The organism is Ruegeria sp. AH12, from assembly GCF_056541465.1.
Genome location: NZ_JBQFYL010000020.1, coordinates 1 through 15,009 on the forward strand (window position 1 = coordinate 1; position 15,009 = coordinate 15,009).

The following is a 15,009-nucleotide window of genomic DNA, read 5'->3' on the forward strand; positions in this document are numbered from 1 at the left end:
CTGCGGTCAGCGTGGTCTTACCATGGTCAACATGCCCAATCGTGCCGATGTTGACGTGCGGTTTTGTACGCTCAAACTTTTCCTTTGCCATGATGGCCTCCTTTTTCGGTAATGAAGGGAGCCCCTGACCAGAGCTCCCTCAAATCTTCGCTTATGCGTATTTCGCCTGGATCTCGTCCGAAATGTTCTGCGGAACCGGATCGTAATGGTCGAACTGCATGGTGAACTGGGCACGGCCCGACGACATCGAACGCAGAGTGTTGATGTAGCCGAACATGTTCGCCAGCGGAACGAACGCGTCGATCGCGATCGCGTTGCCGCGCGGTTCCTGACCAGAAACCTGGCCACGACGCGAGGTCAGGTCGCCGATGATACCGCCGGTGTATTCTTCCGGGGTGATCACTTCGACCTTCATGATAGGTTCCAGCAGTTTCGCGCCAGCTTTGCGCATGCCTTCACGCATACACATACGGGCCGCGATTTCGAACGCCAGAACGCTCGAGTCAACGTCGTGGAACTTACCGTCCAGCAGGGCTACCTTGAAGTCGATCACGGGGAAGCCAGCCAGCGGGCCGCTGTCCATGACCGAGTTGATGCCTTTTTCAACACCCGGGATGTATTCCTTCGGAACGGCACCACCAACGATGCGGCTTTCGAACGAATAACCTTCGCCCGGCTCGGTCGGCTGGATTTCCAGCTTAACTTCACCGAACTGACCCGAACCACCCGACTGTTTCTTGTGGGTGTAGGTGTGCTCGACCGGCATCGAGATGGTTTCGCGATAGGCCACCTGCGGTGCACCAATGTTCGCTTCAACCTTGAACTCGCGCTTCAGACGGTCAACCAGAATGTCCAGGTGCAGTTCGCCCATGCCTTTCATGATGGTCTGACCCGATTCCAGGTCGGTTTCCACGCGGAAGGACGGGTCTTCGGCGGCCAGACGGGCCAGACCCTGGGACATCTTCTCTTGGTCGCCCTTGGTTTTGGGCTCAACCGCGATCTCGATCACTGGATCGGGGAAAGTCATGGTTTCCAGAACCACCGGATCCTTCGCATCACACAGGGTGTCACCGGTGGTGGTGTCTTTTAGACCCGCCAGCGCGATGATGTCGCCTGCAAACGCTTCTTCGATCTCTTCCCGGTTGTTGGAGTGCATCATCATCATACGACCGATGCGCTCTTTCTTACCTTTGGTCGAGTTCAGGATCGAGTCACCCTTGTTCATGGTGCCCGAGTAGATCCGGGTGAAGGTCAGCGAGCCAACGAAGGGGTCGTTCATGATTTTGAACGCCAGACCCGAGAAGGCCATTTCGTCGTCTGCACGACGTGCGATGTCACGAACTTCTTCCTCGTCGCCGGGTTTGAAGCCCATGTAATCGACAACGTCCAGCGGGCTGGGCAGATAGTCGATCACAGCGTTGAGCAGCGGCTGAACGCCTTTGTTCTTGAACGCCGAACCACCCAGAACGGGAACGAACGCGATGTCCAGAGTGCCCTTGCGCAGCAGGGCGCGCAGGGTCGGAACGTCGGGCTCATTGCCTTCCAGGTATTCCATCATCGCGTCGTCGTCCATTTCGACGGCCGCTTCGATCATCTTGCCACGCCATTCGTCAGCCATGTCTTTCAGGCTGTCGCGGATCGGTGCTTTGATCCAGCTTGCGCCCAGATCTTCGCCCTGCCACAGCCACTCTTCCATAGTGACCAGGTCGATCAGACCTTCAAGCTCGGACTCGGCGCCGATCGGAATACCAACCGGAACAGCGCGTGCACCGGTGCGGTCTTCGATCATGCGAACGCAGTTGAAGAAGTCTGCGCCGATCTTGTCCATTTTGTTAACGAAAACCATACGCGGAACCTTGTAACGGTCAGCCTGACGCCACACGGTTTCGGTCTGGGGTTCAACACCGGCGTTTGCGTCCAGAACGCAGACGGCACCGTCGAGAACCGCCAGCGAGCGTTCAACTTCGATGGTGAAGTCAACGTGGCCGGGGGTGTCGATGATGTTCAGGCGGTGCTTGGGGGTATCGGCGGTCTGACCGTCCTCGGTGCGCTCCCAGAAAGTGGTGGTCGCAGCCGAAGTGATGGTGATGCCGCGTTCCTGCTCCTGCTCCATCCAGTCCATGGTGGCTGCACCATCGTGCACCTCACCGATGTTGTGGGATTTACCAGTGTAATACAGGATACGCTCCGAGCAGGTGGTCTTACCTGCGTCGATGTGCGCCATGATACCGAAGTTACGGTATAGTTCGAGCGGATATTCGCGTGCCATTTTTGATAAGCCTCTGAATTACCAACGGTAGTGGCTGAAGGCTTTGTTCGCCTCGGCCATCTTGTGGGTGTCTTCGCGCTTCTTCACGGCGGTACCGCGGGACTGTACAGCGTCCAGCAGTTCACCGGCGAGGCGTTCTTCCATGGTGTTTTCGTTGCGGCCGCGCGCAGCAGTGATCAGCCAGCGGATGGCCAGTGCTTCGCGGCGCTCGGGGCGCACTTCGACCGGAACCTGATAGGTTGCACCACCAACCCGGCGCGAGCGAACCTCGACCGACGGTTTGATGTTGTCGAGCGCTTCGTGGAACACTTCGACCGGTGCGCGCTTGATCTTGTTCTCAACGCGGTCAAACGCGTTGTAGACGATGCGCTCTGCGACCGACTTCTTGCCGTCGATCATCAGGTTGTTCATGAATTTGGTCAGAACCTTGTCGCCAAATTTGGCGTCAGGCAGGACTTCGCGTTTTTCGGCGGCGTGACGACGTGACATATCAGCCTCTCCTTCTTACTTGGGACGCTTCGCGCCGTATTTCGAACGGCGTTGCTTACGGTCTTTGACGCCCTGAGTATCCAGAACACCGCGCAGGATGTGGTAACGCACACCGGGAAGGTCTTTTACACGGCCACCACGGATCAGAACAACCGAGTGTTCCTGCAGGTTGTGGCTTTCACCGGGGATGTACGAGATCACCTCGAACCCGTTGGTCAGGCGCACCTTGGCAACCTTACGCATAGCCGAGTTCGGTTTCTTCGGTGTGGTGGTGTACACGCGGGTGCAGACGCCGCGTTTCTGCGGGCACTGCTCCAGGTGCATGGACTTCGAGCGTTTTACTTTGGGCTGCCGCGGTTTGCGGATCAGCTGTTGAATAGTTGGCATTCCGGTTTCTTCCCCGTTTTGCAACACACATGACATGCACGCGGTTGCGTGCGGTTAAATTCGCTGCACTCATGCGTCCACAAGCGCAAAACCCGCGAGCGTTCCCATTCCGAGGTGAACGTCGCGGTTTGTTATCAGAGGGCGCGAACGATAAAAGTGTCCGGGCCTTGACCAGTTCATTACTGAAATCGGTTATGGGGCGGCCCCCGGTACCGAGATGTCGCGCGTATTAAGGGGAGTCGGCCCAAGTGTCAACAGCCCGGCATTAACAGCGTGATCCGCTCCGCTCGCGCCCGAGTGTCTTTCGGTTGCCGCGGGTCTAAAGCAACGCCATAGTAGCCGGAAGAGCGAAAAGAACAGGTTCTCAATGCAGGTCATCGGACTGTGCCGTTTCTCGTTTCCGGCTTTGGGCAGCTTTCAGATCGAACATGAAACGATCGACGAGCGGCGGCATCATCTGTATAACCCCAACCGGCTGGAAGAACGGTTCCGGCTGTTCGAATCCTCGACCCTGCCGTGTTTCCGCGAACAAACGGATGAGGACTTTGAGCTGCTGGTCGTAGCAGGTGACTGTCTTCCGAAACAGGCCCGCGACCGACTGCATGATCTGACGGCGGATGTGAAACAGGTTCGGATTGTTTCAAAACCTGCCGACAGCGGGTTGAAGACACGCCAAGTGATGCGTGATGTCCTAAACGAAGCCCGCATCGACGCGGATCAGCCCTGCATTCAGTTCCGGCATGATGATGACGATGCCGTATCCGTTGATCTGGTCGAACGCCTGCGCATCGCCATCCACGAAGGCCGCGGCCTGATCGAAACTCATTCAACCGTTGCCGTTGATTTTTGCCACGGTTTTCTGGCGCGTTGTGATGCAGATGGCATTCAAGCCGCGCGTGTTTTTATCAATCAATTGGGCGTCGGACTCGGTATGTATGTTGCTGGCGGCTGCGACAAAGCCATTATCAGCTATACCCATAACAAGATAGGGCGGTCGATGCCCGTGATCTCATACGGGGACGCGCCGATGTGGGTGCGGACGCTGCATGGGTATAACGACTCTCCTCACGCCCGCAAGAACAAGGTCGTCCTGCAGCCCCTGACCCCCGAGATGGAAGGTGAGTTTATCGCCCGCTACGCCATTGATCAGGAGGTCGTGCGTAAGGTGCATGGCGCAGCATGACGCGCCCGACCTCCATGCCCGTCATTGGCCTATGCCGGTTTTCCTACCCCGCCATTGGTGGCTTTCAGGTCCAGCATGAGACAACCGAGGAACGGCAGCGCTACCTCTATGCTCCTGCACGTCTGGAAGAGAGGTTTCGTTTGTTCGAAGCCTCGACCCTGCCCTGTTTCCGCAACCAAACAGATCAAGAGTTTCAACTGCTGATCCTGATCGGGGACTGCCTGCCCAAACCCGCCCATGATCGTCTGCGTGATCTGACCGCCGGAATGTCGCAAGTGCGGATCATACAAAAACCCCCTGCCCGACACCGGCGTTTGATGAAAGAGCTTCTGAACATCGCCCGCACCGACCCGGACCAAGCCTGCCTGCAATTTCGCCATGACGACGATGATGCCGTCTCGGTAGATTTTGTGGAGCGTCTGCGCCAAGCCGCTCAGGATTGCGCCGGTCTGATGCAAAATCATGAGACTGTGGGGATCGACTTCAATTGCGGTTATCTTGCGCGAATGAATGCGGATGGCGTGCAGGCCACAATGGTGCATCGGCCGCTGGTCACTGCTGGCCTGGGTATGTATGTGCGCGGTGGAAGCTCTGCCACCATCATGGGCTATACCCATAACCGGCTGGGTCGCATCATGCCGGTCGTCAGCTATCCGGACGCTCCAATGTGGGTGCGCAGCCTGAACGGGTTCAACGATTCACCTGCCACACGCCATGCGCAGATCGAATTGAAGCCTTTGGACCTCGCACACGAAGCAGAGTTTCGCACCCGCTTTGCCATCGACACACAGACCGTGCGGCGCGTTCACACCTCGGGCTGACGCGCACGCGTCCGAAACAGCGTAAACAGGCCCGAGCCAACCACAAGCATCGCACCCATCATGGTAATCGCATCTGGCCAGTCCCCAAAGACCAGCCAGCCCAACCCAAGCGCCCACAGTAAACCGGTATAGCGAAACGGCGCGACGAAACCGACCTCACCAACACGCATCACCATGACACTGCACAAATAGGCAACCAGAACGAATATTGCAGCCGAAACAACCAATCCGCCCGTGGCGACAGAGACCGGCACCCATCCTTCAAAGATCGATACAATCCCGGCCGTCACCGTGATCGAGAACGAGGTCGCAAGCGTAACGACCATCGAAGGCACCTCGGCCGACATTCGGCGCGTGATCAGATCGCGCGCAGTAACCGAGAGCACCGCAACCAACGCATAGATCGCGTATAGGTCAAACCCCTCGGGGCCGGGCCGAACGATCAGCAGCATCCCGGCAAACCCCATCGCAATCGCCACCATGCGCCGCCAGCCGATTGCTTCGTGAAAGAACAACGCGGCCCCAAGCGTTACTGTGAGGGGCAAGACCTGCAAAACCGCCGTCACATTCGCCAAAGGCATATGTTTCAACGCAGTCAAAAAGAAGAAGGTTGCTGACAGCTCCGCCACACAGCGCAGGGCAATCAACCATCTGTCATGCCGTGGAAATCGTAGATGAAACGCGCCCAGATGCCGGGCCAACAGATAGACAAGCGACGTCGTCAACAATCCACGTAAGGCAATCAACTGAAACAGCGGCAGATCCTGCAAGGCGACCTTCACCAGCGTGTCATTGATGGTAAAGGCCATCATGCTGCCCATCATCAGCAGCGCGCCTTTCAGGTTCGGGGTCATGAAAAACTATCCAGTCTCGATTCAATCCCGCCATTGGCTCAGCAGCCCATGAGAATGTCAATTCCCAGCAATATCTTGGAAGATACTCAGGTCCTGCTCATAGATGTCTGGAAGACCTCCAAGCCAGTCTTCGAACAAGCATTGCTAATTTCAAAGACCAGTGCATTGGGCCAAGGGCTACACGAGCGAGCACTCGCGTTGAACAATTTGTTTTCGATATCTTTGCTGTTTGCCGCCTTAAACCCGTAAAGTATCGAATTCTCATCGCTAAAAACAGAAAAGGCCCCGCGAAATCGCGGGGCCCTTCCTATTCGTAAACTGCAAGCCTTACTCGCGGCTTTCCGGGGTTTCCACCAGAACGTCCAACTCGTCGCCAACCATGTCGTCGTCGAATGCCGGCGCTGCCAGGGCAGCGGCAGCTTCGGCCTCTTCCCGGCGAGCTTCGATCACGACGTTGTCGCGCGATTGCGCAACCTGACGCACGGCCTGAGTTGCGCCACCGGTACCGGCTGGGATCAGGCGACCAACGATGACGTTCTCTTTCAGGCCAACCAGCTTGTCTTTCTTGCCCTGAACCGACGCCTCGGTCAGAACACGAGTGGTTTCCTGGAACGACGCCGCCGAGATAAACGAACGCGTTTGCAGCGAGGCTTTGGTGATCCCCAGAAGGATCGGCTCGCCTTGTGCCGGACGACCACCGCGGGCGATGGTCTTCTCGTTAGCCGCGTCGAACTCCTGCTTGTCGACATGTTCGCCTTTCAGCAGGGTGGTGTCGCCTGAATCCAGGATCTCCCACTTCTGCAGCATTTGGCGCACGATAACCTCGATGTGCTTGTCGTTGATCTTCACGCCCTGCAGACGATAAACGTCCTGCACCTCGTCGATCATGTAGTCCGCCAGCGCTTCGACACCCATGATGGACAGGATGTCATGCGGAGCCGGGTTACCGTCCATCAGGTATTCACCCTTCTGGATGAAATCCCCTTCGGCGACCGGGATGTGCTTGCCCTTGGGCACCATGTATTCAATGGTCTCCATGGATTCGTCAGCCGGCTCGATGCTGATGCGGCGCTTGTTCTTGTAGTCGCGGCCAAAGCGCACGTAACCATCGGCTTCTGCGATGATCGCGTGATCTTTCGGACGACGCGCTTCGAACAGTTCGGCCACACGCGGCAGACCACCGGTGATGTCCTTGGTCTTGGCGCCTTCACGCGGGATACGCGCAACAACGTCACCGGCTTCGACGGTTTGACCGTCTTCGACCGAGAGGATCGCATCCACCGACATCGGATAGTGAACCGGGTTGCCCGCATCATTGCGGACCGGTTCGCCATCTTCGCCGACCAGAATGATCTCGGGCTTGAGGTCGCTGCCTTTGGGGGCCGCGCGCCAGTCGATCACGATCTTCTGTGTCATACCGGTTGCGTCGTCGGTCTCGTCGCGGACAGCAAGGCCCGAAACAAGGTCAACGTATTTCGCGGTACCGGCTTTCTCGGCGATGATCGGCAGGGTGTAGGGATCCCATTCGAACAGCTTGTCGCCACGGGCCACTTTGGTGCCGTCCTTGACAAACAGCTTGGAGCCGTAGCCCAGCTTGAAGCTGGCGCGCTCTTCGCCATGCTCGTCGTTGATCACCAGCTTCATGTTCCGGCCCATGACCAGGCTTTCACCTGCGGCATTGACCAGGATCTGCGGGTTCTCGAACGCAACAACGCCTTCCTGGTTGGCTTCCTGGAACGACTGCTGACCACCTTGCGCAACACCACCGATGTGGAAGGTCCGCATGGTCAGCTGTGTACCAGGTTCACCAATCGACTGCGCGGCGATAATGCCGACAGCCTCACCTGTATTCACCATGGCACCGCGTGCAAGGTCACGACCGTAGCAGGTTGCACAGACGCCTTCCTCAGACTCACAAGTCAGAGGCGAGCGGATGCGCATCGAGGCAACACCGGCTTCGTCGATGGTGTCAGCCATACGCTCGTCGATCAGCTGACCTGCGGCCACGATCACCTCATCGGTGCCCGGACGCAGAACATCGTCAGCCGCCACACGACCCAGCACACGTTCGGCCAGCGAGGCAACAACCTCACCGTCATTCACGGCTGCTTCGGCAGTGATCGCACGTTCGGTGCCACAATCGATCTCACGAACGATGCAGTCTTGTGCCACGTCCACCAGACGGCGGGTCAGGTACCCCGAGTTCGCCGTCTTCAGAGCGGTATCCGACAGACCCTTACGGGCACCGTGGGTCGAGTTGAAGTACTCGAGAACGGTCAGGCCTTCCTTAAAGTTCGAGATGATCGGCGTTTCGATGATGTCACCGTTCGGCTTGGCCATCAGGCCGCGCATACCGCCCAGCTGTTTCATCTGAGTGACCGAGCCACGCGCACCCGAGTGGGCCATCATGTAGACCGAGTTCGGTTCCTGCTCGGAGCCGTCCTCTGCCCGATCCGACGACGAAATCGTCGACATCATAGCCTCGGTGACGCGGTCGTTACACTTCGACCAGGCATCGACAACTTTGTTGTACTTTTCGCCCTGAGTGATCAGGCCGTCCATGTACTGCTGTTCAAAGTCCTTCACCTGACCGCGGGTGTCATCAACGATGCCCCATTTGTCATCCGGAATGACCATGTCGTCCTTACCGAACGAGATGCCCGCCTTGAACGCTTCTTTAAAGCCCATCGACATGATCTGGTCACAGAAAATGACCGACTCTTTCTGACCGCAGTAGCGGTAGACGGTGTCGATCACCTGCTGCACTTCTTTCTTCCGCAGCAGGCGGTTGACCAGATCGAACGGTGCTTTGTTGTTCAGTGGCAGCAACGCTCCCAGACGCAGACGGCCCGGAGTGGTTTCATAACGCTTCTGAACTTCGTTGCCTTCGTCGTCGATCTGGGTGATCCGCGCGGTGATTTTCGAGTGCAGATGCACTTCGCCCGAATCCAGCGCGTGCTGAACTTCGTCGATAGACCCGAACACCTTGCCTTCGCCCGGCATGCCTTCGCGTTCCAGGGTCACATAGTACAGGCCCAGGATCATATCCTGCGACGGGACAATAATGGGCGCGCCGTTTGCAGGCGACAGAACGTTGTTCGTCGACATCATCAGAACACGGGCTTCCAGCTGGGCCTCAAGGCTCAGCGGCACGTGCACAGCCATCTGGTCACCGTCGAAGTCGGCGTTAAAGGCCGAGCAGACCAGCGGGTGCAGCTGGATCGCTTTACCTTCGATCAGAACCGGCTCGAACGCCTGAATGCCAAGACGGTGCAGCGTCGGCGCACGGTTCAGCATGACAGGGTGTTCGCGGATCACCTCGTCGAGGATATCCCACACTTCGGGACGCTCCTTCTCGACCAGTTTCTTCGCCTGTTTGACGGTCGAAGACAGACCCTTGGCTTCAAGGCGCGAGTAGATGAACGGCTTGAACAGCTCCAACGCCATCTTCTTGGGCAGACCACACTGGTGCAGCTTGAGTTCCGGACCGGTCACAATGACCGAACGGCCCGAGAAGTCGACGCGTTTACCCAGAAGGTTCTGACGGAAGCGACCCTGCTTACCTTTCAGCATGTCCGACAGCGATTTCAGCGGACGCTTGTTGGCACCGGTGATCACGCGGCCACGACGGCCGTTGTCGAACAGAGCGTCAACGGATTCCTGCAACATCCGCTTTTCGTTGCGGACGATGATGTCAGGTGCACGCAGTTCGATCAGACGCTTCAGACGGTTGTTCCGGTTGATGACGCGGCGATACAGATCGTTCAGATCCGAAGTCGCAAAACGGCCGCCATCCAGCGGAACCAGCGGACGCAGTTCCGGCGGAATGACCGGGATCACGGTCATCACCATCCACTCGGGCCGGTTGCCCGACTCGAGGAAGGATTCAACAACCTTCAGACGCTTGATGATCTTCTTGGGCTTCAGTTCGCCGGTTGCTTCGGCCAGATCAGCGCGCAGCTGCTCGGCTTCGGCTTCCAGATCGATCTGGGCCAGCATCTCACGTATGGCTTCGGCACCGATATTCGCAGTGAACGCGTCCATGCCATAGGCATCCTGCGCATCCATGTACTCTTCTTCGGTCAGCATCTGGCCGTAGGTCAGGTCAGTCAGACCGGGCTCGATGACGACGTAGTTTTCAAAGTACAGAACGCGTTCCAGATCGCGCAGCGTCATGTCCAGCATCAGACCGATGCGGGAGGGCAGCGATTTCAGGAACCAGATATGCGCAACGGGCGCGGCCAGTTCGATGTGACCCATACGCTCGCGGCGGACTTTCTGCAGGGTGACTTCGACACCGCATTTCTCGCAGACAACGCCGCGATACTTCATCCGCTTATATTTGCCGCACAGACATTCATAGTCTTTGATCGGGCCAAAGATACGCGCGCAGAACAGACCGTCACGCTCGGGCTTGAACGTCCGGTAGTTGATGGTTTCGGGTTTCTTGATCTCGCCATAGGACCAAGACAGGATCCGCTCAGGCGACGCCAGCGAGACTTTGATCTCGTCAAAGACCTTCGGAGGCGTCAGCGGGTTGAACGGGTTGTTGGTGATTTCCTGATTCATTTTACAATCCAATCTGACTGTTTGCAGTCATCAGAAGAAAAGGAGAAGGGCGCACATCACGATCACAAGGAAGATCAGAAGATACGGAATACCGAGGAGTAGAGACCTCCGCCAATATTCCGCTGTCCATGTCGAAATCCTCATTGGGTCGATGCATAATTCCTGCCTTAGACGAAACTGTCGGTACACGCCGTGGAAGAAGGTGGCAAAAAATGCCACCAACAAAACCAATGCTCCGACTGCCGTCCAAAACATTTACGACCTCGCTCACTCCTCAACCTCCGCATCCAGGAGTTCCATATTCAGGCCGAGGCCACGGACTTCTTTAACCAGAACGTTGAACGATTCCGGTACGCCCGCTTCAAAGTTATCCTCGCCCTTGACGATCGACTCATAGACCTTGGTCCGGCCGGCGACGTCATCCGATTTCACGGTGAGCATCTCCTGCAGGGTGTAGGCGGCGCCGTAAGCTTCCAGAGCCCAGACTTCCATCTCACCAAAGCGCTGACCACCGAACTGCGCCTTACCACCCAGCGGCTGCTGGGTCACCAGGCTGTACGGCCCGGTCGAACGCGCGTGGATCTTGTCATCCACCAGGTGGTGCAGTTTCAGCAGGTACTTGATGCCCACGGTCACCGGACGCGCAAATTGCTCACCGGTGCGACCGTCGAATAGAACCGACTGTCCGCTTTCCGAGAAGCCCGCACGCACCAGCGCGTCGTTGACGTCTGCTTCCTTGGCTCCGTCGAAGACCGGGGTTGCGATCGGAACACCGCGGGTCACATTGCCCGCAGCCTCGATCAGGCCATCCTCGTCCAGACCGGTGATGCCTTCTTCGTAGACATTCTCACCATAGGCCAGCTTCATCGCTTCGCGAACCGGGGTCAGGTCGCCGGAACGGCGGTATTCACCCAGAGCGTCGTCGATGTTCAGACCCAGACCGCGTGCGGCCCAACCCATGTGGGTTTCAAGGATCTGACCAACGTTCATACGCGAAGGCACACCCAGCGGGTTCAGACAGAAGTCTACCGGCGTACCATCGGCCAGGAACGGCATGTCTTCCATCGGAACAACCTTGGAGATCACACCCTTGTTCCCGTGGCGACCGGCCATCTTATCGCCTGGCTGCAGCTTGCGCTTCACGGCGATGAAGACTTTGACCATCTTCATCACACCCGGCGGCAGGTCGTCGCCACGGCGGACTTTTTCGACCTTGTCCTCGAAACGGGCGTCCAGAGCACGCTTTTGCACTTCGTACTGCTCGTTCAGAGCCTCAACGATCTGTGCGTCCTGCTCGCCTTCCAGCGCCAGCTGCCACCACTGACCACGGGTCAGGGTTTCCAGCAGGTCCTCGGTGATTACCGACCCAGGCTTGACGCCTTTCGGACCTTTGACAGCGGTTTTACCCATGATCAGGCCTTGCAGACGCGCATAGATGTTACGGTCAAGGATCGCCAGCTCGTCGTCCCGGTCACGGGCCAGACGTTCGACTTCCTCACGCTCGATCTGCAGCGCACGCTCGTCTTTTTCAACACCGTGACGGTTGAAGACGCGAACTTCGACAACCGTACCGTAATCGCCCGGCTTCACGCGCAGCGAGGTGTCGCGCACGTCAGATGCTTTCTCACCAAAGATGGCGCGCAGCAGCTTTTCTTCCGGGGTCATCGGGCTTTCGCCCTTCGGAGTGATCTTGCCGACTAGAATATCGCCCGGCTCAACATCCGCACCGATGTAAACGATGCCCGCCTCGTCGAGGTTGCGCAGCGCTTCTTCACCGACGTTCGGGATGTCGCGGGTGATCTCTTCCGGGCCCAGCTTGGTGTCACGGGCGGCGACTTCGAATTCCTCGATATGAACCGAGGTAAACACGTCATCACGCGCGATACGTTCCGAGATCAGGATCGAGTCTTCGTAGTTGTAACCGTTCCACGGCATGAACGCGACGACCACGTTCTTACCAAGCGCCAGTTCACCCATATCGGTCGACGGACCATCGGCGATGACTTCGCCCTTCTGGACTGTGTCACCCACCTTGATCAGCGGACGCTGGTTGATGCAGGTGTTCTGGTTCGAACGCTGGAATTTGCGCAGACGATAGATGTCAACGCCAGCGTCGCCCAGTTCCAGATCTTCGGTGGCGCGGATAACGATACGCTGGGCATCGACCTGGTCGATGATACCGGCGCGTTTCGCCTGAATCGCAGCGCCCGAGTCGATCGCAACCTTTTCCTCGATCCCGGTACCGACCAGCGGCGCCTCGGCGCGCAGCAGCGGAACCGCCTGACGTTGCATGTTCGAGCCCATCAGAGCGCGGTTGGCGTCGTCATTTTCAAGGAACGGGATCAGCGATGCAGCAACCGAGACCAGCTGTTTCGGCGACACGTCGATCAGGTCCACATTCTCACGCGGGGCGAGGGTGTAGTCACCGGCCTGACGGGTCGAAACCAGATCGTTGATGAACTTGCCATCAGCGTCCAAAGTCGCGTTCGCCTGCGCCACGGTGTGACGCATTTCTTCGGTCGCTGACATGTAGTGAACCTCATCCGTCACCTCGGCGTCTTTGACGACGCGGTAGGGTGTTTCGATGAAGCCATACTTGTTCACGCGGGCAAAAGTTGCCAACGAGTTGATCAGACCGATGTTCGGACCTTCCGGTGTTTCAATCGGGCACATCCGGCCATAGTGGGTCGGGTGTACGTCGCGTACCTCAAAGCCCGCACGCTCACGCGTCAGACCACCGGGGCCAAGCGCCGAGAGGCGGCGTTTGTGGGTAACCTCCGACAGCGGGTTGGTCTGGTCCATGAACTGCGACAGCTGCGACGAGCCAAAGAATTCGCGAACAGCAGCCGCAGCCGGTTTCGCGTTGATCAGGTCTTGCGGCATGACGGTGTCGATCTCGACCGACGACATACGCTCTTTGATCGCGCGCTCCATGCGCAGCAGGCCAACACGGTACTGGTTTTCCATCAGTTCGCCGACCGAACGGACACGACGGTTGCCGAGGTGGTCGATATCGTCCACGTCGCCTTTGCCGTCACGCAGTTCAACCAGCGCCTTGATGCAGGCCACGATGTCTTCACGGCGCAGGGTGCGCAGGGTGTCCGGCGCGTCCAGAGCCAGACGCATATTCATCTTCACGCGACCAACGGCGGACAGGTCATAACGCTCGCTGTCGAAGAACAGCGTGTCAAACAGGGCCGACGCAGCTTCGACCGTGGGCGGCTCGCCCGGGCGCATGACCCGGTAGATGTCCATCAGCGCGCTTTCACGGTTCAGGTTCTTGTCCTGAGCCATGGTGTTGCGCATGTAGGGGCCAACATTGACGTTGTCGATGTCCAGAACCGGAATGTCGGTGATGCCCGCATCGATCAGCTCTTTTGCGGTGCCGCCGATCAGGTCGCCGTCTTTGTCATATTCCAGCGTCAGCTCATCGCCAGCTTCGACATAGATCGCACCGGTTTCTTCGTTGATGATGTCCTTGGCGACGAATTTGCCGACGATGTGATCGAACGGAACCAGCAGGTCGGTGACGGTGCCTTCGTCGATCAGTTTCTTGACCGCGCGCGGGGTGACTTTCTTGCCCGCTTCGGCAATCACTTCACCAGATTTTGCATCTACCAGATCATAGGTCGGGCGGGTGCCGCGCACACGCTCGGGGAAGAAGGGCGTGACCCAGCCTTTCTTCTTGTCCAGCTTGTAAGACACGGTGTTGTAGTACGCGTCCATGATCGCTTCCTGATCCAGACCCAGCGCATAGAGCAGGGTTGTCACAGGCAGCTTACGGCGGCGGTCGATACGGGCAAACACGATGTCTTTGGCGTCGAATTCAAAGTCCAACCAGCTGCCGCGATACGGGATGATGCGGCAGGCAAACAGCAGCTTGCCCGAGGAATGGGTCTTGCCCTTGTCGTGATCAAAGAACACACCGGGCGAGCGGTGCATCTGGGACACGATCACACGCTCGGTACCGTTCACGATGAACGTCCCGTTCGGTGTCATCAGGGGCATGTCGCCCATGAACACGTCTTGTTCCTTGATGTCCTTGACCGACTTGGCGCCAGTGTCCTCATCGACATCAAATACGATCAGACGCAGGGTGACCTTCAGCGGCGCGCTGTAGGTCATGTCGCGCTGCATGCACTCTTCGACGTCGTATTTGGGTTTTTCCAGATCGTATTTCACGAACTCCAGAACGGAGGTTTCGTTGAAATCCTTGATCGGGAAAACCGACTGGAACACGCCCATGATGCCTTCGCCGTCTGTGGGCTGTTCAGCATCGCCGGAGCGCAGGAAAAGATCATAAGAAGATTTCTGGACCTCAATGAGGTTCGGCATTTCCAAAACTTCACGGATTTTGCCGTAATATTTACGAAGACGTTTCTGGCCAAGGAACGTTTGAGCCATGTCAGATGTCACCTTTCGATGTTCTCAGCGGGC

9 protein-coding genes are annotated in these 15,009 nt (G+C 57.7%); 2 read left to right on the forward strand and 7 right to left on the reverse strand.

The window, feature by feature from the left end; translation table 11 throughout:
• From ACR0EL_RS19650 to rpsL, 4 genes are all read right to left on the reverse strand, one after another.
• Positions 1–91: GTP-binding protein (locus ACR0EL_RS19650; protein WP_215675807.1), on the reverse strand; the 91-nt coding region annotated here is incomplete at its 3' end.
• 60 nt (positions 92–151) lie between these two features.
• Positions 152–2,269, reverse strand: coding sequence for an elongation factor G (fusA, locus tag ACR0EL_RS19655; RefSeq protein ID WP_170455048.1), 2,118 nt, complete (start codon positions 2,267–2,269; stop codon positions 152–154).
• 18 nt (positions 2,270–2,287) lie between these two features.
• A complete protein-coding gene (rpsG, locus tag ACR0EL_RS19660; RefSeq protein WP_039529242.1) occupies positions 2,288–2,758 on the reverse strand; it encodes a 30S ribosomal protein S7 in 471 nt (156 codons plus the stop codon).
• A gap of 15 nt (positions 2,759–2,773) precedes the next feature.
• Positions 2,774–3,145 (reverse strand): 30S ribosomal protein S12, encoded by a 372-nt coding sequence (gene rpsL, locus ACR0EL_RS19665; RefSeq protein WP_005621086.1) that lies wholly within the window; start codon positions 3,143–3,145, stop codon positions 2,774–2,776.
• A 367-nt stretch (positions 3,146–3,512) separates the two neighbouring features.
• Here rpsL and ACR0EL_RS19670 point away from each other — a divergent pair, with 367 nt between their 5' ends.
• Both ACR0EL_RS19670 and ACR0EL_RS19675 read left to right on the forward strand, forming a co-directional pair.
• Positions 3,513–4,328, forward strand: a complete 816-nt coding sequence (locus ACR0EL_RS19670; RefSeq protein WP_480501719.1) for a putative rhamnosyl transferase — start codon at positions 3,513–3,515, stop codon at positions 4,326–4,328.
• Positions 4,329–4,342: 14 nt separating this feature from the next.
• On the forward strand, positions 4,343–5,149 hold the full coding sequence (locus tag ACR0EL_RS19675; RefSeq protein WP_480501758.1) for a putative rhamnosyl transferase: 807 nt from the start codon (positions 4,343–4,345) through the stop codon (positions 5,147–5,149).
• Here ACR0EL_RS19675 and ACR0EL_RS19680 read toward each other — a convergent pair.
• From ACR0EL_RS19680 to rpoB, 3 genes are all read right to left on the reverse strand, one after another.
• Positions 5,134–6,003 (reverse strand): DMT family transporter, encoded by an 870-nt coding sequence (locus ACR0EL_RS19680; RefSeq protein ID WP_480501720.1) that lies wholly within the window; start codon positions 6,001–6,003, stop codon positions 5,134–5,136. The genes ACR0EL_RS19675 and ACR0EL_RS19680 overlap by 16 nt on opposite strands.
• A 327-nt stretch (positions 6,004–6,330) precedes the next feature.
• Positions 6,331–10,572: a DNA-directed RNA polymerase subunit beta' gene (gene rpoC / locus ACR0EL_RS19685; protein WP_480501721.1), complete on the reverse strand. Its 4,242-nt coding sequence runs from the start codon at positions 10,570–10,572 to the stop codon at positions 6,331–6,333.
• Between the two features lie 267 nt (positions 10,573–10,839).
• A complete protein-coding gene (gene rpoB, locus ACR0EL_RS19690; protein WP_480501722.1) occupies positions 10,840–14,976 on the reverse strand; it encodes a DNA-directed RNA polymerase subunit beta in 4,137 nt (1,378 codons plus the stop codon).
• Positions 14,977–15,009 lie beyond the last annotated feature (33 nt).

What these genes read in the sequence shown, in the direction of transcription:
- fusA (WP_170455048.1), bottom strand. Translation starts at nt 2,269, where the DNA reads ATGGCACGCGAATATCCGCTCGAACTATACCGTAACTTCGGTATCATG.
- ACR0EL_RS19680 (WP_480501720.1), bottom strand. Translation starts at nt 6,003, where the DNA reads ATGACCCCGAACCTGAAAGGCGCGCTGCTGATGATGGGCAGCATGATG.
- rpoC (WP_480501721.1), bottom strand. Translation starts at nt 10,572, where the DNA reads ATGAATCAGGAAATCACCAACAACCCGTTCAACCCGCTGACGCCTCCG.
- rpoB (WP_480501722.1), bottom strand. Translation starts at nt 14,976, where the DNA reads ATGGCTCAAACGTTCCTTGGCCAGAAACGTCTTCGTAAATATTACGGC.
- rpsG (WP_039529242.1), bottom strand. Translation starts at nt 2,758, where the DNA reads ATGTCACGTCGTCACGCCGCCGAAAAACGCGAAGTCCTGCCTGACGCC.
- ACR0EL_RS19675 (WP_480501758.1), top strand. Translation starts at nt 4,343, where the DNA reads ATGCCCGTCATTGGCCTATGCCGGTTTTCCTACCCCGCCATTGGTGGC.
- ACR0EL_RS19670 (WP_480501719.1), top strand. Translation starts at nt 3,513, where the DNA reads ATGCAGGTCATCGGACTGTGCCGTTTCTCGTTTCCGGCTTTGGGCAGC.
- rpsL (WP_005621086.1), bottom strand. Translation starts at nt 3,145, where the DNA reads ATGCCAACTATTCAACAGCTGATCCGCAAACCGCGGCAGCCCAAAGTA.